The 22024-nt window shown below is 64.4% G+C and carries 17 protein-coding genes; 11 read left to right on the top strand and 6 right to left on the bottom strand.

What is annotated here, in order from left to right; genetic code table 11:
* Positions 1–80: 80 nt before the first annotated feature.
* The 3 genes from CH278_RS09580 to CH278_RS09570 all read left to right on the top strand — a co-directional run bounded on the left by CH278_RS09580 (position 81) and on the right by CH278_RS09570 (position 6771).
* Positions 81–1319 carry a TetR/AcrR family transcriptional regulator gene (locus CH278_RS09580; protein ID WP_094621777.1) on the top strand — a complete coding sequence of 413 codons (1239 nt, stop codon included), beginning with the start codon at positions 81–83 and terminating at the stop codon, positions 1317–1319.
* Complete coding sequence (locus tag CH278_RS09575; RefSeq protein WP_094621776.1) at positions 1297–5193, top strand: hypothetical protein; 3897 nt, start codon at positions 1297–1299, stop codon at positions 5191–5193. The genes CH278_RS09580 and CH278_RS09575 overlap by 23 nt, the downstream gene beginning before the upstream one ends.
* A gap of 153 nt (positions 5194–5346) precedes the next feature.
* Positions 5347–6771, top strand: a complete 1425-nt coding sequence (locus CH278_RS09570; RefSeq protein WP_094621775.1) for a phenylacetate--CoA ligase family protein — start codon at positions 5347–5349, stop codon at positions 6769–6771.
* 18 nt (positions 6772–6789) lie between these two features.
* On the opposite strand, the gene CH278_RS09565 is transcribed toward CH278_RS09570, so the two are convergent.
* Positions 6790–7380 (bottom strand): cytochrome b/b6 domain-containing protein, encoded by a 591-nt coding sequence (locus tag CH278_RS09565; RefSeq protein ID WP_094621774.1) that lies wholly within the window; start codon positions 7378–7380, stop codon positions 6790–6792.
* A complete protein-coding gene (locus tag CH278_RS09560) occupies positions 7364–8089 on the bottom strand; it encodes a molybdopterin-dependent oxidoreductase (RefSeq protein WP_032367969.1) in 726 nt (241 codons plus the stop codon). The genes CH278_RS09565 and CH278_RS09560 overlap by 17 nt, the downstream gene beginning before the upstream one ends.
* Before the next feature lie 91 nt (positions 8090–8180).
* On the opposite strand from CH278_RS09560, the gene CH278_RS09555 reads away from it, so the two are divergent.
* The gene (locus tag CH278_RS09555; protein WP_032367642.1) at positions 8181–8606 is read left to right on the top strand and encodes a pyridoxamine 5'-phosphate oxidase family protein; all 426 of its coding nucleotides are present in this window, start codon (positions 8181–8183) and stop codon (positions 8604–8606) included.
* A 5-nt stretch (positions 8607–8611) separates the two neighbouring features.
* On the opposite strand, the gene CH278_RS09550 is transcribed toward CH278_RS09555, so the two are convergent.
* Positions 8612–9850, bottom strand: coding sequence for a lipase family protein (locus CH278_RS09550; RefSeq protein ID WP_094621773.1), 1239 nt, complete (start codon positions 9848–9850; stop codon positions 8612–8614).
* Positions 9851–9974: 124 nt separating this feature from the next.
* Positions 9975–12797, bottom strand: coding sequence for a leucine--tRNA ligase (leuS, locus tag CH278_RS09545; RefSeq protein ID WP_094621772.1), 2823 nt, complete (start codon positions 12795–12797; stop codon positions 9975–9977).
* Positions 12798–12865: 68 nt separating this feature from the next.
* Here leuS and CH278_RS09540 point away from each other — a divergent pair, with 68 nt between their 5' ends.
* The 4 genes from CH278_RS09540 to CH278_RS09525 are packed head-to-tail and all read left to right on the top strand — an operon-like array spanning position 12866 to position 16653.
* The gene (locus CH278_RS09540; protein ID WP_027495026.1) at positions 12866–13270 is read left to right on the top strand and encodes an SdpI family protein; all 405 of its coding nucleotides are present in this window, start codon (positions 12866–12868) and stop codon (positions 13268–13270) included.
* Between the two features lie 4 nt (positions 13271–13274).
* Positions 13275–14255: a DUF1648 domain-containing protein gene (locus CH278_RS09535; protein ID WP_032371386.1), complete on the top strand. Its 981-nt coding sequence runs from the start codon at positions 13275–13277 to the stop codon at positions 14253–14255.
* 8 nt (positions 14256–14263) lie between these two features.
* Entirely contained in the window at positions 14264–15259 is a 996-nt protein-coding gene (locus CH278_RS09530) for a bile acid:sodium symporter family protein (RefSeq protein ID WP_094621771.1), read from the top strand.
* Positions 15260–15291: 32 nt separating this feature from the next.
* The gene (locus tag CH278_RS09525) at positions 15292–16653 is read left to right on the top strand and encodes a glutamate decarboxylase (RefSeq protein ID WP_094621770.1); all 1362 of its coding nucleotides are present in this window, start codon (positions 15292–15294) and stop codon (positions 16651–16653) included.
* 72 nt (positions 16654–16725) lie between these two features.
* On the opposite strand, the gene CH278_RS09520 is transcribed toward CH278_RS09525, so the two are convergent.
* Together CH278_RS09520 and CH278_RS09515 are read right to left on the bottom strand one after the other, a co-directional pair.
* Positions 16726–17343, bottom strand: coding sequence for a YqgE/AlgH family protein (locus CH278_RS09520; RefSeq protein WP_032371389.1), 618 nt, complete (start codon positions 17341–17343; stop codon positions 16726–16728).
* A gap of 54 nt (positions 17344–17397) precedes the next feature.
* Positions 17398–18087, bottom strand: coding sequence for a TetR/AcrR family transcriptional regulator (locus CH278_RS09515; protein ID WP_027495021.1), 690 nt, complete (start codon positions 18085–18087; stop codon positions 17398–17400).
* Between the two features lie 117 nt (positions 18088–18204).
* Here CH278_RS09515 and CH278_RS09510 point away from each other — a divergent pair, with 117 nt between their 5' ends.
* From CH278_RS09510 to CH278_RS09500, 3 genes are read left to right on the top strand one after another with little or no spacing between them, the layout of a single operon-like run.
* On the top strand, positions 18205–19137 hold the full coding sequence (locus CH278_RS09510) for an NAD-dependent epimerase/dehydratase family protein (protein ID WP_094621769.1): 933 nt from the start codon (positions 18205–18207) through the stop codon (positions 19135–19137).
* 24 nt (positions 19138–19161) lie between these two features.
* Entirely contained in the window at positions 19162–20448 is a 1287-nt protein-coding gene (locus CH278_RS09505; RefSeq protein WP_094621768.1) for an MFS transporter, read from the top strand.
* Positions 20449–20507: 59 nt separating this feature from the next.
* Positions 20508–22004: a DUF4185 domain-containing protein gene (locus tag CH278_RS09500; protein WP_094621767.1), complete on the top strand. Its 1497-nt coding sequence runs from the start codon at positions 20508–20510 to the stop codon at positions 22002–22004.
* The last annotated feature ends 20 nt before the right edge of the window (positions 22005–22024 follow it).

Here is a 22024-nt window from a genome sequence, read left to right as displayed (position 1 = left end):
TAAACAAGGGGAACCGGACCATCCAATTGCTATAGTTCAAGATCCAACAATGCGGTGCAGGTGGACGAAGGCGGTAGTCGGTGAACCAGAAGTCACTCCCACGGGAGCAGTTCCTTCAGGCCGGATATCGCCTGCTCGGTGAGATGGACACGACCGATCTTGCGCGTTCGCTCTCGATCTCGGCCGTCGTCGAACGCGCGGGGCTGTCGCACCAAACTTTCCACAACACGTACCCCGGTAACTCTCGCGGCGGCGGGTCCGGCGGCAAGGAAGCTTTCGTCGAAGACCTCCTCGACCACCTCACACTCGATTACACCGGTACTGCGGCTACTGCCGGCAGCCAGGACGTGAAAGCTCCGGTGTCGGCGCTGTTCGACGACCTCACGTCCGGTCTCATGCGACGTCGCCTCGTCGCAGTGCTGCTGGCTGCCGACCACAACGGTGCCCGAAAAGCCGTTATCCCCGAGTTCGAGCGCTTCGACACCGACCTGCGATCCATCATCGGCCGAGCGGTGCAGGCTCACGGCGGATCGTTGCGCCAACCACTGTCGCTGACAAACCTCTCGGCGGTCGTCGGGGCTCTGCTCGACGGGTTGGCGCTCCGGGAGGTGCTCACGCCGGGCTCGGTGTCCTCCGACGACGTTGCATCGGCCACCAACTCGATTCTCCAGTGGGCCATAGATCCACTGCATTCCGATCGCACCGTTGCCCAACCCGATCCGGGCGAAATCTCGGATGCTCTGCGGCCCGACCTCGAGGCCGACGTGATCGCGGCGACCGAAACTCTGTTCGTCGACAACGGCTACTTCCTGGTCACCCTGGCCGACATCGCGGCGGCGGCGAAGATCCGCGTAGAAGACCTTCGACGACTGTTTCCGAGCAAGGTCGACATCATCGTTGCGGCGCTGAAGCCCGAATTCGACCGTGTGCTCCGCCTCCGTCGCGCCGACGAACGCCTCGGAGTCGACCCCGCCACCGCACTGCAACGCACGTTGGTTTCTTTGGGCGAGTTCGTCATCGACAATCGAGCCATGAGCTCGGGCATGCTGCTCGCGTTGAGCTTCGAACAATTCCACCAACCGAGCACCATCACGACGGTCATCGAAAACCTCTACCTCCCGTCCGCTGTGGTCCCCATTCTCGAACGCGGACGTGAAAGCGGCGTGTTCAGCGACGACGCACCGGCACTCGAAGCCGCAATCATGTTGACCAACAACATTCTCTTTCGCTGCCTGACGCGTCCTGCGGAGTCCGCAACCGAAGTGGCGCAGGGTGTCTTGCGAATACTGATGCCCGGTGTTGCGATACGGCCGCGGTGACAACGCGGAACAAGCGTGGTCACGTGGGTGGCGTCGACAGGTGACCGTCACCGAATCGGTTTGGACACTGTGGGATCGATTGACGCGGCTGTCGGAGCATCTGCTCGACGACATAGGGAGTCGGCCTCACCACGATGACGACACTTGGTATGTAGCGCGAGATATCGAAGCTGCCCTGGTTCAGCAGCTGTTGTCCCCGGGGGTCGAACCACACATCGTCGTCGGAGAAGCCGGACACGGGAAGTCCACCCTTCTGTGGTCGTTACAGCGCACCCTGACAAGATTGGGACGGACTCCGTTGCTGCTGTCGGCAACGTGGCTACAACCCGGTACCGATAGAATCCGGAATGCGTCGCTCGACGACGTCGTCTCGGCTGTGGTCTCCCGACCGGACTCGATTCTGCTGCTCGACACCACTGACCTCTTGTTGCACAGTCCCGCTGCTCGCCACAACGTCATCGATCTGGTCGAGACACTGTCACGAGCACACGTTCCGGTGGTGATGACTACCAGACCACTGGAAGGCCAAAGCCTTCCGACAAATCTCGGCCACAAGATCTCCCTCGGCCCTTACTCATCGAAATCCGAGCTTCCGGCCGCGATCACGGCGTTGACCGACGAGTTCGTCGACCTCGACTCCGTCCGGCCCGCCCACCCGGTCGCGGCAATCCAATCAGCACGCGCGCGTGGGGCTCTCGTCGAAGATGTTTGTACCAGCCCTCTCTTCCTACGGCTGCTGTTCTCGCTGTCCGCTCCCTATTTCCCACATTTGGAATTGGACGTGACCGGCCTCTACAACTTGTTCTGGTGCCGCCGGATCGTCAGCGATCACCGAACTGGAGCCGACCTCCCTCCGGACGACGCCGATGACCTCTCCGCCACTACAGGCTTACTCGCAATCGCATTGTTGGCGTTGGGAACTCCCGAACCACCTATCGACGTCCTGATTCGGTGGACTGCTCAGGTCGCGGATTCTGCCGATCGAACGCACGACGCCGCTGTTCTGCGTAGACATGTTCAGACGTTGACGCGGCGAGGAGTCCTGGTCACGACCCACAATCGCGTCCGATTTCTCCATCGGACGTTCTTCGAGTTCGCCGTCGCCCAGGGTCTCGCTGCGCGAGGTGCCGACGGTGAACTGCCGAGATTGGTCGAACGGGCGGCGCGGGTGCCCGACGACCTGCTCGTCGGGGCCGTGGTCGAACAGACCTTGATAGTTCTCGGGGCAGACGTGATGGCGCGAACGATTGTGCGCGCGAGCTGCCGCCGTCTCATCGGAACCGGCCACCCACAACATATTTCGTCTGTCATGACGGTCTGGGCGCATCACCCGGATCTGCTCGAACTCACCGACGACATGGTCGCTGTCCTGACCGACGAACAACTACGGCGATTCTTGCGGACCCTGCCGCGAGTACATGGGCACACGACGTCGGTGGCAGAGCACCTCTATCGTCTATGGGTTCGACGTCCCGAACTCCGTCCTGAAATCGCAACCACCGCGGCGTACCTCGCCGGGCGTGATACACACGCCATTGCGAACCTCGTGAGCCGGACCGCGATGTACGCGGATCTAGCGGCTGCCCGAACTCACCACCTGCGATCGAGCAGTGAACCCCTCACCCTCCTGCGTGACCTGACTTCGACTGCTCCGAATGTGGTTCGTAGTGCGGTCCTTTCAGTGATCGAGGGGCTCAGCCAACGCTCGATGCACGCGGACAAGGAATCGGGCCGCAAGAGCGTGAACACCATCGCTCGGTACGTGAATATGGTGGCAGAATCGTGGGAAGCGTTGGCCGACGACCCTTTTCTGCTCCAGCTCGAAGTCAGTGTCACAAAAATTCAGGCACACTCGAACCGTCGCGACGTCGAGGTCATCCGACGGGCGATGGGCGCTGTGATAGCCGCACACATTCTTCGCGATCGCCTGGAAAACGACTGGACGGACCGGTGGTTCCATTGGGTCGGCGAAGTCTGCGCCGACCTCGAGCGTCGAGGTAGTGAGCGAGATCCGACCGCAGACGCCCACCTGGCGGCAGTCGGCATGGCACTGCGGCAGATCGACGAACCACACCACGTCGGCCTCGTAGAAGCCACGCTCGCCACATTGTTCTCGCTGCCCGTGCCCACGGCACCGCATCGACTCGCCGACGTGTTCGCACGCGAAGTTCTCGCAACACCATCCTTCGCGAGGACGTCGCTGATCGCCACACTGTCCGTGCTGCTGCACGACCACCTGCCTGTCGACGATCGAAATCCAGCCCCCGGTCCAGCGGTATGGGCGGCGGTCACTCGACAGATGTTGACCGACCCCTCCGTCCCCGCGGAGGTGATTCGCGACATCGTGTCCACGACGATTCACAAGTACTCGAGTGACCGTCGATTGTTCACTCGCAGCGACTACCTGGTCGCGCTGGCTCCGGTAGCGATCGTGTGGGGTGAACCCACCGCAATTGCCGCTGCGGATCGCCTCTCGCGGGTCGACGCAGGCGCCGGCCTCGACCCTCGGGCGGCCGAGATCTTCCTCGATCACTCGCTGGTTCGCGCACATCAAAGACCAGAGCCGCTCGTCCGCGCATCGCTGGCGATTGCACACCGGGTCGGTCGACCCCAGTCCGTCGCGGACCTGCTTCGTCACCAGAACAATCACACCGCCCTACGTGCACATGCACCATTGCTGGAGCGCTGGACGGAACAGCTCATGACCGGTGCCCACGACAGCCAGGCGTCAGGTGCCGGAATGCTCCGTATGCTGCTGCGCCACAACATGATTCTGCCATCAGTGGACCTACTTGCTGCCTGGCTCGAACAAGCAACCAGCGCGGAGGGCACAGCGCTGCTGCTACGGACGATCGGTACCTGCTCTCGCCGCGCGAACTCGTCAACGGTAGCTGCAGACCTGCTGACACAGTTCATCACGACGAGCCTCGTCCCGAAACCTACCGTTTCGCCTCGAACAAAACTGGTTTGGCCACCGATGGTCATCGACGCCGCCCGAGACGCGCTGTTGGAGACCATAGCGCGCAGTCCCACATCGTTTTCCGACCAATGGCCCACTGTCTATGCCCTCACGTTCGCACCGCGCTCGTCGGGCAAAACCGACGCAGAAGGTGTTCGACTTCTCGCACGGTTCCTGCGTGCAGAGGCCGAGACCGGAACTCTGGACGACGCGATAGCGCACCTCGGGATGACGTGGTCCGCGCTGTCACAGCTGAACAAGAAAACGCGCGCCAAAGCGTCCCACAAGCTGACGGGCCCTGTCACGGCAATTCTGCGCCGAGCGCACGATCGGCACTACGACCGACTGGCCAACCTGATCCGGACGACGCCGACAGAACTGACCGCTCAGCTGATACAGGGACTCCTCGAGTCGGCGTTGTTCGCCGAACGTGCCCAGGAATTCGGCGACCGCCTGGACCTCGCGCCGAGAGTGATCGCAAGCGGCACCTTCAAAGAGGTTCTCGTTCGACACGACAGCTCAGCCCAGGATGCGTCGTGCTCGTCGATGTACGACGAGTCATCGAACTCGGCCGCATACGACGAGCGCCTGATCCATGCCCTCCGCCGACTCGAGCAGCGACGAAATGAGTTCGAGCAGGCGACCGACAGGGCTTACCGGACCATCCGTCGGATCCAGGACAGCAGGGACGACGCCCATCTCGGGCAGACCTTGTTCTCGATTTCCAGATCGGCCTTCTACAGGCTGAAGGCCGGCACTACCTGGTCAGCACCCGGACCGGCACTGTGCGCAGCCGTCGATGCCCATGGTGCGGCGGTCGGCCAGCAGTTCGGACTCGCAGCCGCTCAGAGGGCATACGCCGCAGCGAATCAGGAAGCGGACGACGCACGGCACGCCCGGGACAGGCACAGGTAGACCGGCACCGAATAATTCGCGTCGATGTTCGTCGACATCTCTCGATTTCTCGAACAGTGGAGCAAGACCGATCTGCGATCGAATCGGACTGTCCCTCAAAGTGATACCCGTCTGCCGTAGAACGGAGACGGGCACGATCGAAAGGTCATGCCAATGAACCCGGCCGAGATCCACGACCCCGCTCACACGGCGCTCCAACTCGTCCAATCCATTGCCCAGTCGGTGCCGGCATATCGCCGCCTGCTGCACGAACACGGAATCGCAGTCGACTCGATCGCCACTACAGAAGACCTCACCCGGCTGCCGACGACGTCGAAAGACACCTATCGGCTACGCAGCATCCTCACCGACCTGCAGGCCGGCCGCCCAGAAGACGTCGAGACCATTGCGAGCAGCGCCGGATCATCCGGGAAACCGACATTCTGGTCGCGCGGCCAACGCACGGCCGACCACGGCGCAGCGATGTTCGGTCGCGTTCTGCGGGAGAGTGCCGATACCGAACGCCGTGCCACTCTCGCACTCGTCACCTTTCCGCTCGGTCCCTACATCGGGGGTGCCTTCATGTACTCGATGCTGCTCGATCTCCGCAGGCGTGGGCACCGGCTGTCCATCGCGACCCCCGGCATGGACCCCGACGCCATCGCCGACGTCGTGACCGAAGCCGCCGACGGGTACGAGCAGATCCTGATCTTCGCGTACCCTCCGATCGTCCGCGACCTCCTCGACACTCACGGTGACCTGTTACGCCGGCACCGAGTGGTCGTCATCGTCGGTGGTGAACCCGTGAGCGAAGCGTGGCGCGCTCTGATTCACTCCATGCTCGGCGATGCACACGGTGATCGAGTACGCGTCGTCTACGGGGCGACCGACGTCGGCTTCGTGGGTTACGAGACGGCCTCCACGATTGCCATCCGCTCGGCTGCCGCACATGATTCGACTCTGAACCGCCTGATGTTCGGCACGGACGACACAGACGAAAACGTCGTGCAGCAGCCTGCCTTCGTTCAGTACCAGCCGGAATTCACCTACATCGAAGTCGACTCGGCCGGGTACCTCCTGTTCACTGTCGGTGGAGTGCTTCCGCTCGTCCGGTATCGCGTGAACGACAGGGGAGATATTCTCAGGGGCAGCGAGATTCGAACTCGGTTGGCCGATGCCGGCTACGCCGCACTCGCCGAAGGCATCGACACGGACGCCTACTACCTACTGGTTTTCGGACGGACCGATGTTGCCGCGATCTACAGCGCCGTCAACATCTACCCCGACTACATCCGACCCGCAGTGGAGCACATTTCCCTGGCAACGCGGCTGACCGGTCGATTCATCGCCCGATGTGAGACCGACAGCGAACAACGGCAAACTCTCACCCTCGATGTGGAACTGCGGCCCGAGCAACTGCCCGATACCGAGACCTCTGAACAGGTTCGCCAATTGTCCATTGCGAGCCTGCGCCAACTGAGTGCCGAGTACCGAGTGGTGCACGACCAGAAGGGCAGAGAAGCAGAACCTCACGTGCGGCTGAGACCGTTCCGCTCGGAGGGCTTCGTCACCGGTGGCAAACAGAAGTCGATTCAATAGCCGTGTCGCAGAGCACGATCACCACTCCGGATGCTCGTGTTCTGCCCACTCCCTGGTCACGGCACCCTGTGTCATTCCGCGCATTGCTTCCGGGTCACGCCAGGCGTAGGTGATGTGACCGGCGACGAGTAGGCCGAATCCCAGGGCGAACCAGTCGTGTACGAATGTTGCACCGATACGCCATTGCAGTGGACTCCACGACGAGAAGTACATGACGACGCCGGTACCGAGGAGTACAAGAATCGACCCGGCGCTCAGGGCACCGTTCAGCTTCTGGCCGGCGTTGAATTTCCCGACCCCCACCGCCCCGAGTCGACGTGCTTTGGAGCGCAACCACTTCCAGTCGTCGGCGACGAATCTGTTGAGACGGCCGAGGTCCGTGCGATAGCTGCGTGAGACTGCACCGAGGATCAACGGAATCGGCAGCAGAAAGCCCGACCACACGTGCACGAACTCCACCACCGGGCGATTGCCGACGAGTACCGCGAGTGACCCGATGTACAGAACCGCCGCGGTCACCATGCACACGATCACCAAGACCCCGACTGCCCAGTGCACGTACCGTTCTACCCGGTCGAACCGTGCGCGGTCGTCAGCTCGTGGGGTCATCTCGACGTCCGTTCGACTCGCCGACGTACGCATCGATGTCGTATCCACGTTTCTCCCAGTATCCGGGAACCACGTTGTCCGTCAACTCGATTCCGCCGAGCCACTTGATGCTCTTGTAGCCGTACATCGAAGCGACGAACAGCCGCACCGGACCTCCGTGATCGTGGGTGACGGGGCCGTCGAGCATGGTCAACGCAACCAGCACGTCGTCGCGACGGGCCTGCTCGAGCGTCAGGCTCTCGGTATACGTGCCGTCGAACGAGGTGAACCGCACCGACGTCGCCGACGCGGTGGGTGCGACGGCATCGAGGACATCCGCCAATCGCACTCCGCTCCAGGCAACTTCGGGTACCCGCCATCCCGTCACGCACTGGAAGTCACGTACCAACGACGTCTGCGGCATCGCGCGGAGGTCCTGCAGCGTGAACGTGCGCGGTGTGTCGACGGAACCGCCCACCGTCAGGGCATAGGAGTTCTCGTCCTTGCGCGGCGCGCCCTGCGTCACCGAATAGAACCGAAAATTGTTCCCGACGGGAATCAGTCCGATCAGTCCCGTCGGATCGTGATTTCCGAGCGGCCCGAGTACGGACGCGAGACCCTTCTGGACCGCGCCCCCACCGACGATGCCCGCGACCCCGGCCGCCACCAGGCCGAGCACGACTCGGCGACCCACGGGGCTACCCGCAATCTTCGGCTCGTCGATCGGCATCCCTCCACTGTCCACGGCGGACCAGGATCAGGCCACATCGGGCGTCGAATCAGGTCTGGAACTTCGCCCGGGGAAGTCTTACGGTTGATTCGTGGCACTGTCGAAGACAGAACGCGAAGAGTATCTGGCCGAATCGCATATCGCCGCCCTCTCGGTAGCGGCCGGGGCGGACCGTGGCCCGCTGACGGTACCGATCTGGTACGACTACACCCCCGGCGGTGAAGCCTGGGTGTTGACCGGTGCCACGTCCAAGAAGGCCCAATTGATCAGGACTGCAGGGCGATTCACTCTGATGATCGAGCAGTCCGATCCGACGATCCGCTACGTCAGCGTCGAGGGCCCCGTGGCGCGAGAGGAGCCGAGCACCCCGGAGCTGCTGCGAGCCATGGCAGCCCGTTACCTGCCCCCGGAGAAGGTCGACGGCTACCTCGAGATGGCCAACCGAGAGCACGAGGAGAATGTGGTGTTCTACCTGCGCCCCGAACACTGGCTGTCCGCCGATCTCGGGGCCATCTGAGAGAACTACGAAGTCGGGGTCAAGGCATTGCCGGGCGGGATCGTCACACAGTTGCTGTGCGTCGGCCCACCGCTGAACCGTTCGGTCAGGAACTGCAGGCTCTGCGCCTCGAATACCGGGAAGGCGTCGCTGTGCGTCAGGCCGTCGTACTGCGCGTACTGCACATCCACGCCCCGGCCGCAGTAGCCGTACGCCAGTCCCTGCACGTCGCCGGTGATCATGACGGTGTCGCCGATCGGATCGGCGTGACCGACGGCCAGAAACATCGGCGTCCGCGGGGTGCCCTGGCTGCCCATGATGTTGTCGTCGATCGCCGCCACCACCTCGGGTACATCCAGCAGGGAGTTGTACGGGGCCTTCACCATCGACGCGTCGGTGAGCGTGGGGTAGTCGTCGGCGAACTGGGCAATGCACTCCTGATCGACCTGATCGATCACCTCGAAGCCGTAGTCGGAGATGAAACTGTTCAGGTCGAGTCCGTACGCACGCTCGTAGGCGACGATCAGTGCCGGGATGACACCCGCCCACTCTCTGTTACCGCTGACGTATGGAAGGTTGTGAGCCAGGTCGACCGGTAGCCCGCCGGCCGCCGCCCCGACCAGATTCAGCTCGGGTGCGTACTCGGGGGCAACTTCGGCACCCCACTGCGTCGGGACGGATCCACCGGAGTACCCGACCATGCCGACGGGCGTGCTCGACGGAAGCTGCAGGAGGGACTGCGCGGCACGAATGCCGTCCAGAGCGGCGTAGCCCGACTGCCGCCCGATCGTCCATTCGAGTTCCTCGCCCTCGTAATCCGGCACGACGACGGTGTAGCCGGCTGCGAGGTAACCGGCAATGACCGCCTGTTCCGCGCCGGCAATGGGACTCGTGGACCCGCCGCTGAGGGTGTACGAGGGATTGCATTGCGAGCCGAGGGCGTCGTACGCCATGTGGTACGAGACGATCCGCGTCGGCCCGGGGATCAAGGGCCGCAGCACTGTGGCGACCGTGACGACGCCGTCGCCCTGCTGGTCGGTAGTCCTGTAGAGCACCTGGCTACCTGTGATCGGCGTCGGCTGGGTGGGGGTACGGAACGTCATGGGCCTCGACCGCAGCACCGTTCCCGGGGAGACGTCCAGGCCGCCGTCCCAATCGTAGAACGGATCATCCGCTGGAACCGGCGAGCCGGGTCCCGGATCTGCTTGTGCAACAGGGACACTCACGAGCGTCGCGGACCCGAGAAGTAGCACGACGGAGGCCATCAGCCTCAACGCAAACCCTCTACCAGCTGGTGACATGCAACAAATTAAACCCCCGCGAGCTCGAAGTTATGGACGGAAATCGCAAGATTTTCATCCATAACTTCGAGTTCGGCGGAGGCGAGAGTTACTTCAGGACGATGTTCACCATCTTTCCCGGGATCACGATGATCTTGGTCGGGGCCTTCCCGTCGAGCAGGCCCACGATTTTCTCGTCTTCCAATGCCGTCTTCTCGACGTCGTCCTTCGTTGCATCGGCAGAGACCGTGATGCGGCTGCGGACTTTGCCGTTGACCTGGATGGGGTAGTCGACGGTATCGGCGACCAACCACTTCTTCTCCACGCGCGGGAATGGCCCGTGCGCCAACGACTTCTCGTGTCCGAGCCTGCCCCACAGGTCCTCGGCGAGGTGCGGTGCCAGAGGAGCGAGCATCAGGATCAACGGCTCCACCACACCACGTGGAGCACCGTCGGGGTACGCCTTCGTGATGTGGTTGGTCAGCTCGATCAACTTGGCACCGGCCGTATTGTCGCGCAGCGCAGCGTAATCCGCGTGCACACCGTCGATCACGCGGTTCAGTACCCGCAGGGTGTCCTCGGTGGGCTTGGCGTCGGTGACGCGAACCTCGCCGGTCACCTCGTCGAGTACCAGTCGCCAGACGCGCTGCAGGAAACGCTGCGCGCCGACGACGTCCTTCGTCGCCCACGGGCGTGAGGTGTCCAGCGGACCCATCGACATCTCGTAGACACGCAGAGTGTCGGCACCGTACTCGGCGAAGATCTCGTCGGGTGAGACCGAGTTCTTCAGCGACTTACCCATCTTGCCGTACTCACGGTTGACGGGCTGGTCCTGATAGAAGGAGCCGCCGTCGCGTTCGACGACCTCGGCTGCAGGTACGTAGACCCCGCGGGAATCGGTGTACGCGTAGGCCTGGATGTAGCCCTGGTTGTACAGGCGTCGGTAGGGCTCGCTGGAGCTGACGTGACCCAGATCGAACAACACCTTGTGCCAGAAGCGCGAGTACAGCAGGTGCAACACCGCATGCTCGACGCCACCGACGTAGAGATCCACTCCGCCCGGATCGTTGGGTCCGTGGATTTCGGGACGCGGCCCCACCCAGTACTTTTCGTTCTCCGGGTCTGCGAAGGCCTCGGAGTTGGTGGGGTCGACGTAGCGCAGCTGGTACCAAGAGCTGCCCGCCCACTGCGGCATCACGTTGGTGTCGCGGGTGTAGGTCTGCAGTCCGTCGCCCAGATCGAGTTCGACGTTGACCCACTCGTCGGCCTTGGCCAGCGGTGGGGACGGCTCGGAGCTGGCGTCGTCAGGATCGAACGACACCGGGGCGTAGTTCTCGATCTCGGGAAGTTCCACCGGCAGAGCAGAATCGGGCAGTCCGTGCGGGTTGCCTTCGGCGTCCCAGACGATCGGGAACGGCTCGCCCCAGTAGCGCTGGCGCGCGAAGAGCCAGTCGCGCAGCTTGTACTGAATTGTGCCGCGGCCCTTGCCTTCCGACTCCAGTCGGGAAATGACGGCGGCTTTGGCCTCGTCCACCGGCAGGCCGTCGAGGAAACCGGAGTTCACCAATTCACCGTCGCCGACGTAAGCCGCCTCGGTGACGTCGCCGCCGGAGATGACCTCGCGCACAGGCAGATCGAATGCCGTCGCGAACTCCCAGTCACGTGCGTCGTGGCCCGGAACGGCCATGATGGCGCCGGTGCCGTACCCGGTCAGCACGTAATCGGCGATGAACACCGGCACCTGCTCACCGTTGACCGGGTTCTCGGCGTACGCACCGATGAAGACGCCGGTCTTCTCCTTGTTCTCCTGCCGCTCGAGATCGGACTTGGCGGCGATCGACGCGCGGTATGCGGCAACGGCTTCGGCCGGTGTCGCGGCGCTGCCGGTCCACTTGTCCGAAATTCCGGCAGGCCACTGCTCGGCCACCATGCCGTCGACCAGATCGTGCTCGGGCGCCAGCACCACGTAGGTGGCACCGAACAGCGTGTCCGGGCGGGTGGTGAACACCTCGATCCCGGAGAACGAGACCTGCGCTCCGCGAGAGCGTCCGATCCAGTTGCGCTGCATGGTCTTGACCTTCTCGGGCCAATCCAGGTATTCGAGGTCGTCGACCAGCCGATCGGAGTACGCAGTGATGCGCATCATCCACTGGCGCAGGTTCTTTCGGAAGACCGGGAAGTTGCCGCGATCGCTACGTCCGTCGGCGGTGACCTCCTCGTTGGCCAGCACGGTACCCAGGCCAGGGCACCAGTTGACCATCGAGTTGGACTCGTACACCAAACGGAAGCCGTCGATCACCTCGCGGCGTTCACCGACGGTCAGCGACTCCCAGGAGCGGCCGTCGTCCAAGGTCCGCTCACCCGAGGCGAATTCCGCCTCCAGCTCCGAGATGGGGCGCGCCTTGCCGAGCTCGTCGTCGAACCAAGCATTGAAGATCTGCAGAAAGATCCACTGCGTCCAGTGGTAGAAGTCGACATCCGTCGTCGCCAGGGACCGTCGACGATCGTGCCCGAGACCCAGGCGACGCAACTGGCGTCGCATGTTGACGATGTTGTCCTCGGTGGTGCTGCGCGGATGCGTACCCGTCTGCACGGCGTACTGCTCGGCGGGCAGTCCGAAGGCGTCGTAGCCCAGTGCGTGCAGTACGTTGCGTCCCTGCATGCGGTGGTACCGCGCGAAGACATCGGTGGCGATGTAGCCCAAGGGGTGCCCGACATGCAGGCCGCTGCCCGACGGATACGGGAACATGTCCTGGACGAAGAGCTTGTCCTTGGGGACGTCTCCGGCGAGCGCTCCGACCGGGTTGGGCGCGTCGAAGGTGCCCTGCGATTCCCACAGGTCCTGCCACTGCTCCTCGATGCGCCCGGCGAGTTCGGCTGTGTAGCGGTACTCGGGAACGGACTCGGTGGATGCTTCAACGGAATCGGTCACACCTACCAGCCTAAAGTGTGACGCGGCCCGCCTGGTACCAGGACCTCGCTGCGCCGTATCCTGGCCAGGTGGTCATCGTCTCGGTTGTGTTGTTCGTGCTCGCCCTCGTCGTCGGGGCTGTCGCTGCCCTGTCGCTGCTCGGCCGGCTCCCGCGCAATCGATTCGCCGGTGTCCGTACCCCCGAGGCAATGCGCGACGACGAGACGTTCGTCCTCGCGAACCGTGTCGCCGGCCCGACCACAGCCGCATCTGCGCTGGTACTGGCCATCGGCGGCGTAGCCGCACTCGCACTGAGCGGCATCGCAGCGGTCGTCGGAGTGGTCGTTGCCCTCGCTGCAGCGCTGTTCATCGCCGCAGCCGGCGGATCCATCGGTGCCCGCGCAGCCGCGGCAGTGCCGGCACCCGCCGAGGCCGACGGATGCGGACAATCGTGCATCTCGTGCAGCCTCAAGGACGCCTGCCAGCCGAGCTGAGCGCATGAAACAGAAGAGTCTGCGCACCTTCGATCCGGCCGGAGTCGTCTTCGGCGTCGTCCTCCCGCTCGCGGTTGCCGCTCTCTGCCTCGTCCTGGCCTACCTGTGGGAGGGTCGCCTGCCGGACCAGGTGGCGACTCACTTCAGCGGAACCCAGCCGGACGACTTCTCCAATCCGCTCGCCAACGCCTGGACCGTCGCCATCGTCATCGTGTTGGTCGGCGGCGGTGTGAGCGCGGTGGCCGCCCTGGCCCGAGTGCTGCTGATCATGCGTCGGACGATGTTGATCATCGGGCTCACCGTCGTCGGGACGATCGGAGTGCTGGAGATCGCGACCCTCGCACGCGAACTCGACCTACCCACCGAGCAGAGCGTCACCATTCCCGGCTGGGCCATCGCCGTCGGTACCGTTGCCGGGTTCGCCATCGGACTGTTCGGAGCGACGCGCCTGCGGGATCACCGCCAACGCGTCGTCGCCACCGCACCCCTGCACACCGACCTACCTCGGTGCGGCCTCGAACTGCCGCTGGTGGTTCCCGTCGGAGCGAGCCGCGTCGCCGCAGTCACGGTGATCGCGCTGTCGGCGGCCGGAGCCGGCGTGACGTGCTACCTCTCGAATTCGCCGTGGCCGATCTTTCTGTTCGTTCCGCTGACCATCCTGATCCTGTCCCTGCTGCGATTCACCGTGCACATCGACAGCGACGGTCTCTACGTCTCGAGCCTGGGAATGGCGGCATTCGATTACGACATCGCCGAGATCACCGGTGCCTCGGTGCGGACGGTGCACCCGGCCAAGGACTTCGGCGGGTGGGGTCTTCGAGCGAAGGGCCGCGGCAACTACGCCGTCGCGACCGAAGCCGGGCCGGCGGCATTCGTCACCTTCGCCAACGGTGATCGACTGACCATCGGAACCGCAGCCGCCGACACGATCGCGGGAACGCTCAACACCCTCACCGACCGTGCCCGCACCACCACTGCGGACTGAGTGGCCGAGTGAAAGCGTTGCGGGACACCGTCCTGGATCCCTTCCTGCTGAGCATCTTCGCGGTCGCCGCGCTGGCGAGCATCTTCCCCGCGTCGGGAACCGCCGAGGACGTTCTCGGGTGGGTGACACGCGTCGCCATCGGGCTGCTGTTTCTCATCTACGGCGCGCGACTGTCCCCACGTGACGCCTGGGAAGGCGTCAAACACTGGCGCTTGCACTCGGTGATCCTGGCGTCGACGTACCTGTTGTTCCCCGCGCTCGGCCTGGCCCTGAGGGTCCTCGAACCGAGTCTGCTCAGCGAGGACCTCTACACCGGAGTGCTGTTCCTCTGCCTGGTGCCCTCGACCGTCCAATCCTCGATCGCCTTCACCTCCATCGCCCGAGGCAACGTGGCCGGTGCCGTGGTGAGCGCGTCGTTCTCCAACATCCTCGGCGTGTTCGTCACCCCGCTGCTGGTGCTCGCGCTGATGACCACCACGGGTTCGGCGAGCATCGATCCCAGCTCGATCCTCGACATCGTTGCGCAGCTGCTGCTCCCGTTCGCCGTCGGTCAGCTGCTCCGACCCTGGGTGACGGGCTGGCTGACCCGCCACAGCGCGTCGACGAAGCTCGTCGACCGGGGATCGATTCTGCTGGTCGTCTTCTCCGCCTTCAGCGCGTCGATGAACCAACACGTGTGGTCCTCGGTCGCCCTGTGGCGCATCGGCATCGTCGTGGCCGTATGCATCCTGCTGCTCGCCCTCGTTCTGTCGATCACCTGGTACGCAGGCAAGTGGTTCGGTTTCTCGCTCGAGGATCGTCTGGTGCTGCTGTTCTGCGGATCCAAGAAGAGCTTGGCAAGCGGGCTGCCGATGGCCGCCGTGCTTTTCGTCGGCCAACCCATCGGGTTGATCGTCCTGCCGCTGTTGCTGTTCCATCAGATCCAGCTGATGGTGTGCACCGTCATCGCTCAGCATTTCGCGCGTCGACCGGAACCCAGCCCGGCGGCGGTCGTCGCGGACTAGGTTGGGTGTCAGTCGAGAAATCGGAGAAGACAATGCCCAGGAAACTGCACACGGACGGCGTCGTCTCTGCCGCCTACACCGGCCGGCTCGCCACCGATCCTGTACCCGCACTGCGACTCCCCGAGAATCAACTCGACCCCGACGCCGCCTACCGCTACATCCACGACGAACTGATGCTCGACGGCAGCTCACGCCTCAACCTGGCGACGTTCGTCACCACCTGGATGGATCCGCAGGCCGAAAAGCTGATGGCGGAAACGTTCGACAAGAACATGATCGACAAGGACGAGTACCCGTCCACCGCGGCCACGGAAGAACGCTGCGTCAACATCGTCGCGGATCTGTTCCACGCACCCGGCCTCGACCGCGAGGACCCGTCGTCGGCCACCGGCGTCTCGACCATCGGATCCAGTGAAGCAGTCATGCTGGCGGGGTTGGCGCTCAAGTGGCGCTGGCGGGCGAAGGGCACCGGGACAGGAACCCCGAACCTGGTGTTGGGCAGCAATGTCCAGGTGGTGTGGGAGAAATTCTGTCGTTACTTCGACGTCGAACCCAAGTACCTGCCCGTCGAGCGCGGTCGCTACGTCATCACCCCGGAGCAGGTTCGGGACGCGGTGGACGAGAACACCATCGGCGTCGTGGCGATTCTCGGCACCACGTTCACCGGTGAACTCGAACCGGTACAGGAAATCTGCGCCGTCCTCGACGAGATCGCCGGCGGCGGTGGACCCGACGTACCGGTTCACGTCGACGCGGCCAGCGGTGGTTTCGTCGTACCGTTCTTGTACCCGGAGCTCGAATGGGACTTCCGTCTGCCTCGGGTCAAGTCCATCAACGCCAGCGGACACAAGTACGGATTGACCTATCCGGGAATCGGATTCGCCATCTGGCGGACCAAAGAAGACCTGCCCGAGGATCTCGTGTTCCGCGTGAACTACCTCGGCGGCGACATGCCCACCTTTACGCTGAACTTCTCGCGGCCGGGCAATCAGGTCATCGGCCAGTACTACAATTTTCTGCGCCTGGGCCGGTCCGGCTACACCGACATCATGAAAGCACTGCGCGACACCGCAGTTCGCGTCAGCACTCATCTCGCGGGACATCCCGATATCGACGTGATCACCGACGGATCAGCCATCCCGGTCCTGTCGTTCATGCTGAAGGAGCACTGCGAGTTCACCGTGTTCGACGTGTCCCACGAACTACGTGCCCGCGGCTGGCAGGTGCCGGCGTACACGATGCCCGACAACGCCACCGACGTCGCCGTACTCAGAATCGTCGTCCGCGAGGGCTTCAGCGCAGACCTCGGCCGCATGCTGTGCATCGCCATCGACGAGGTGATCGACGGTCTGAAATCGGGCGGACACTCGACCGCGCGGGCTTTTTCGCACTAGGTTGTGTCCTGGGTCGTGAGTGGAAACTCGACCCCTGCTACGAAGTTCCGCGCACGTGCGGCGCAGCCGCTCTCAGTTCCGCTCGACGTCGATCGGGTGGGATGCCAACAGCGCCAACGGCATCGGCTGACGACGCAGAACCTGCGCCCACAGGTCGACGCGCGGCGGACCGATCACATCGGAAGCCAAGGCCGACAACACGATCCAGTCTTCTCGGTCCAGTTCACCTTCGAGCTGCCCGAACGTCCACCCCGAGTACCCGGCGAAGATGCGCACACCCTCCACGTACGGCGCGATGTCGGCGGGGTCGGAATCCAGATCGACCATCACCACCCGGCCGTCGACTCGGCGCAGACCGGCGACCCCGTCGATCGACGCACCGGTGCGCAGCGTGGCCAGACACAGTGCCGAATCGCGCTTGACCGGACCACCGACGTACAGGGCCCGCGGCTTCGCGGCGAGCTCGGACCAATCGGGCAGCACGTTCTGCACCGCGGTCTCACTGGGGCGATTGATCACGACGCCGAGACTGCCCGCGTCGTTGTGTTCGATGATGTAGATGACGGTGCGCCGAAACGTGGGCTCCACGAGTTCGATGGACGACACCAGCAGACTGCCGGGACGAACATCGTGCAGTGCCGACGCCGTCCGATCCTCGGGTTCCTCCGCATGCGCTGCCACATCAGCCATTGTGGCACCGCACACCGCCGGATGTGGCACAAGCACGACGGCCAGTCCTCGGTCCTACTCGAGCCCGGCAATCTTCGTCAGAATCCCCAACTGGAACTCGAACAACGCGTCCCGGTCGGCAAACGTCGTCGCGCCGTACTGATCGAACACGTCGAAGTTGATCGCGCCGAACAGTGACGCCCACACCATCACGCCCAATGCGATGAGCTCGTCGGGCAGGTCCATGTCCATCTGGGCGCGGATGTCCTCGAAACTTGCGTGCAGCGACGCCAACTCGGTGGGTGCCGATTCGATGTCCGGGCGACGGATGTCCCAGGCCGACTGCAGGACTGCGACCAATGTGGTGATCACCCGGGTCCCCGGGCCGGTGGTCTGTTCGGCGGGCGCGTGGTAGCCGGGTACGGGGCTGCCGAAGAGCAGCGCGTACCGGGCCGGCTCCCGCAGTCCCCATCGACGCACCGCCCGGCTCAACGCCCGGAATTTGTCGGCGGGGCCGTCCGCTGCGTCGACGGCCGCGTCGACTTCGTCGCCCAGCTCGGAATACGCATCGACGACGAGCAAGGTCAGTAGTTCGTCCCGGCTCGAGACGTAGCGATAGACCGCCGAGGAGACGACGCCCAGATCTCGGGCGACCGCGCGTAGCGACAGGGCCGCAGCACCGTCTGCGGCCAGGTGCTCGCGTCCGATGCGGGTGATGTCGCTCAGAGTCTGGGCGCGGGCTCGGGTACGCGGAGTGCTCGCCATGCTCGCTACTGTAACTGCCGCTCTTTTTCGAGAGCACTGCTCTTGCTTTTCTCCGAGCAGAGGTGCACACTCGACACATCAGAGAGCACCGCTCTCGTTTACCGAAACGGAGTAGCCATGTCAGAACTTCACGTCGTCACCGGTGCCGGACCCGTCGGCTGGACGATCGCCGAACAGCTTGCCGCGCAGGGACATACGGTACGGATCCTCACTCGGTCCGGCAGCGGGCCACAGCATCCGAACATCGAACGGCAATCGGTCGACATCGAGTCCGACGACCTCCGAGCGCACGTCGACGGAGCAACCGCCATCTATCACTGCACCCACGCCGCCTACGAGAACAAGGTGTGGCGCGACAAGCTCGAGGCGATGGAACGACGTGTGCTCGACGCGGCCGCGGGCACGGTCGTCGTGTTCCCCGAAAGTCTCTACGCCTACGGCCGGGTCGACGGGCCCATTCGCGAGGACTCGCCCAGAAACGCCACGTTCCGCAAGTTGGGTGTGCGGACCGAACTCCTGTCCGCACGCGACGCTCACTCGACCCCCACCGTCAGCATCGCGGCATCCGACTTCTACGGCCCCCGGGTGCTGGTCTCGCACATGGGAGAACGTGTGGTCGCCAATGTGCTCGCCGGTAAGACCATTCGGGTGATCGGGGCCGCGAACCTACCCCATTCCTTCACGTACGTGCCGGATTTCGCAGCCGCGATGATCGTCGCGGCCGCACGACCGTCCACGTGGAACACCGTCCTGCATGCACCGACCGCCCCCGCGGTGACTCAGCGGGAGATGATCGAGATGTATTCCGCTGCAACGCACTTGCCGACCCCGAAGATCGGTGTCGTGCCGGCTTGGGTCATGCGAGCACTGGGGCTCGTTTCCGGTCCGATGAAAGAGCTGGGGGACACCCTGTACCAGTTCCGCTACCCCTACATCCTCGATTCGAGCCACAGCGAGCGCGTTCTCGGCCTCGAGCCCACCCCGCTCGCCGACGGCACAGCCGCGACGATCGCGTGGTGGAAGGCAGACAAGCCCGCCGTATCGGTGTGACCGACGCGGGATAGAGTCCCGTCGGTGAACGACGCCTCCTTTCGTACCCGCCTACGTGAGTCCCCGGGCGTCGGCAAGCTCACCACCGTTCGTTTCGCCGGCCAGTTCGGTGATGGATTGTTCCAAGCCGCATTGAGCGGTGCCATCCTGTTCAATCCCGAACGCGCCACCAACCCCGCCGAGATCGCCGCCGGTTTCGCTGTTCTGCTCGTGCCCTACTCGTTGGTGGGCCCGTTCGCAGGTGCGCTGTTGGACCGCTGGGATCGTCGATCGGTTCTGTTGTGGGCCAATATCGTTCGCATCGTTCTCATCACCGCTACCGCCGGGCTTCTGTGTGCCGGGGTCGACGCCACGCCGCTGCTGCTGTTGGCTCTGGCCACCGTGGGGCTCAGTCGGTTCGTCCTGGCGGGCGCGTCGGCATCCTTGCCGCATGTGGTGCGGCAATCGTGGCTGGTGCCGATGAACTCGGTGCTGGCCACCGTCGGCTCCGGTTTCGCGGCGGCCGGTGCGGGACTGGCGGTCGCAGTGATCGGTGCCGTCGGAGCGGGGGATCTCGGTTCGGGTGTCGCCGTGGGGCTGGCCGCGACCGGCTCGGTGGTCGGTGCTGTTGCGGCCGGACGGTTCGCGCCGCGGTCTCTCGGTCCCGATACGGACGATCGGCCCGGCAACCCGCTGAAAGATGTTGCCGCCGGCCTGAAATCGGGTGCCCTGGCGGTGTGGCGGTCGCCGGGCGTGACCACCGCGATGATCGGCATCGGGGCACACCGCATCGTGTTCGGCATCAACACCCTCATCATGGTGCTGGTGCTGCGGGAGAGCACGCAGAGTTCCCTGCCCGGCGGCCTCGCCGGCTTCGGCATTGCCGTCGGAGCCACGGCCACCGGAATGTTCCTCGCCGCCGTCATCGCCCCGTTCGCCGTCCCGCGGTTCGGCCGCACCCGCACCATCGCCACCGCTCTCGTCCTGGCCATCGCCGCTCAGGTCGGTGCCGTCTCCGGCCTCACCCAGACCAGTCTGCTGCTCGGAGCATTTCTCCTCGGCATCGCCGGGCAGACCGTCAAACTCAGTGGGGACGCCGCCATGCAGATCGAGATCGACGACGCGCATCGCGGACGAGTCTTCGCGTTGCAGGACACCGTGTTCAACGTCGCGTTCGTCGGTGCCCTCGCCGCGGCCGCATTCGCCGTCGGCCCCGACGCCACGGAGCTGAGCCAGGATCCCACTGCGCACGCGCTGGTGTTCGTCGGAGCAGGGATCTACGCCGTCGGCTTCGTCGCAGCGCTACTCAACACGAGGCGCGCACCGCGCTGACGTGGTGTATCTTGCCGTATCGGACCGCTAGGTTTCGTCGGACAACACGGGGGCACCGCATGCATGGCCGCACGACGTCGCTCGGCTGCATCATCGCGGTTGCCGCAGGTACAGCCGTTCTTTCCGCACCCCCCGCGTACGCGGCCCCGCCGCCGCCGGTGAATTCCTGTGGAGAAACCGGATTCGATCCCAAGGACTACCCACCAGAGCCCGTCGGGCCCGGAAATCCGCCGCAGCTGCCGCCGTTGCCGGATCGTGTGGTGATCCCCGTGCCGTATCCGTCGATCGAACTCGTGCCGGTGCCCGACCCGCCGCCGAACAACACCCGTGTCCATGCCGAGCCGTCGGCCGACCCGTGCGCGGACCCCTGCCCCGACCTCACCGACGCCACGGAGTCGCCCACCACCGGCTCTGCAGACCATCTCCCGTTCCCTCGCATCGAGATCGACCCGCAGCCCGAGACCCTTCCCATCCCGATTCCCGGCCCCGGTGGTACTCCGGGAACCCCGCCGCCCGCACCCGCCGTCACCGCGGCGGAGTCCGGGCCGACGACGGTACCGCCGGTGGCACCGGCCGTCGGACACGTCGAGGTGGTCGCGCAGCTGACCGGACCGGGATCGGAGAACCGCACCGACAAGCGCTGGCAGGTCGACGGCACCGACCTCGGCATCATGTGGGAGAGCAAACCGGGCGAGGTTGCCGTCGTATTCGGCGATTCCTTCGGCAAGGGTTCGGAATTCGGTGTGGTCGGCGGGGACGATTGGCGGTCGAACGTACTGGGACACAGCACGGACACCAACCTGTCCGACGGTATGGCCCTGGACTCGATGGTGCAGGATTCCCGTTGTCACGCAGCCGAATTACTACCCTCGCGCAAGATCAAGAATTGGGAGACCACCGTCATCCCCACGTCCGGGTTCGCGATCGACGACCGGCAGTACATGTCGTACATGTCCATCCGGCGGTGGAGCACGATCCCCGGCATGTGGTGGACCAACTACGGCGGCATCGCCTATTCCGACGACAACGGTTCCACCTGGGTCAAGGACGAACATGCCAAGTGGGACAACGTCTTCGGGTTCTCCAAGTTCCAGGTGTCGACGATGGTCCCGGCGGGGGAGTACGTGTACATGTTCGGCACCGTCAACGGTCGCGTCGGACAGGTCGGTCTCGCTCGGGTCCCGAAAGCGGACGTACTGAACAAGACCGCCTACCAGTACTGGGTGAACGGCACCTGGGCTCCCGTCGAATCGAACGAAGCCACCCCCATCGCCGACGGTATGGCCGGGGAACTGTCGGTTCATCACGACGACGCCCGAGGCCTCTGGCGGATGGCGTATCTGGATCCGTTACGCGGCGATATCGTTCTGCGCGAAGCAAATTCACCGCAGGGCGAGTGGACCGCCCCGAGCACCCTGATCGATACCGCCGAGTACCCCAAGACCTACGGCGGCTTCATTCATCCGTGGTCGACGGCGAACGAGCTGTACTTCACCGTCTCGGAGTGGGACAGCTACAACGTCTATCTCGTCAAGGCCGAGCTTCGCTCGTCGTGAGTGGAAACTCGTAGTGGGCT

The sequence above is a fragment of the Rhodococcus sp. 05-2254-5 genome (assembly GCF_002258575.1).
Classification (GTDB): Bacteria; Actinomycetota; Actinomycetes; order Mycobacteriales; family Mycobacteriaceae; genus Rhodococcoides; species Rhodococcoides fascians.
Note: the sequence above shows the minus strand (reverse complement) of the source record. Positions and strands in the feature narration are given on the sequence as shown.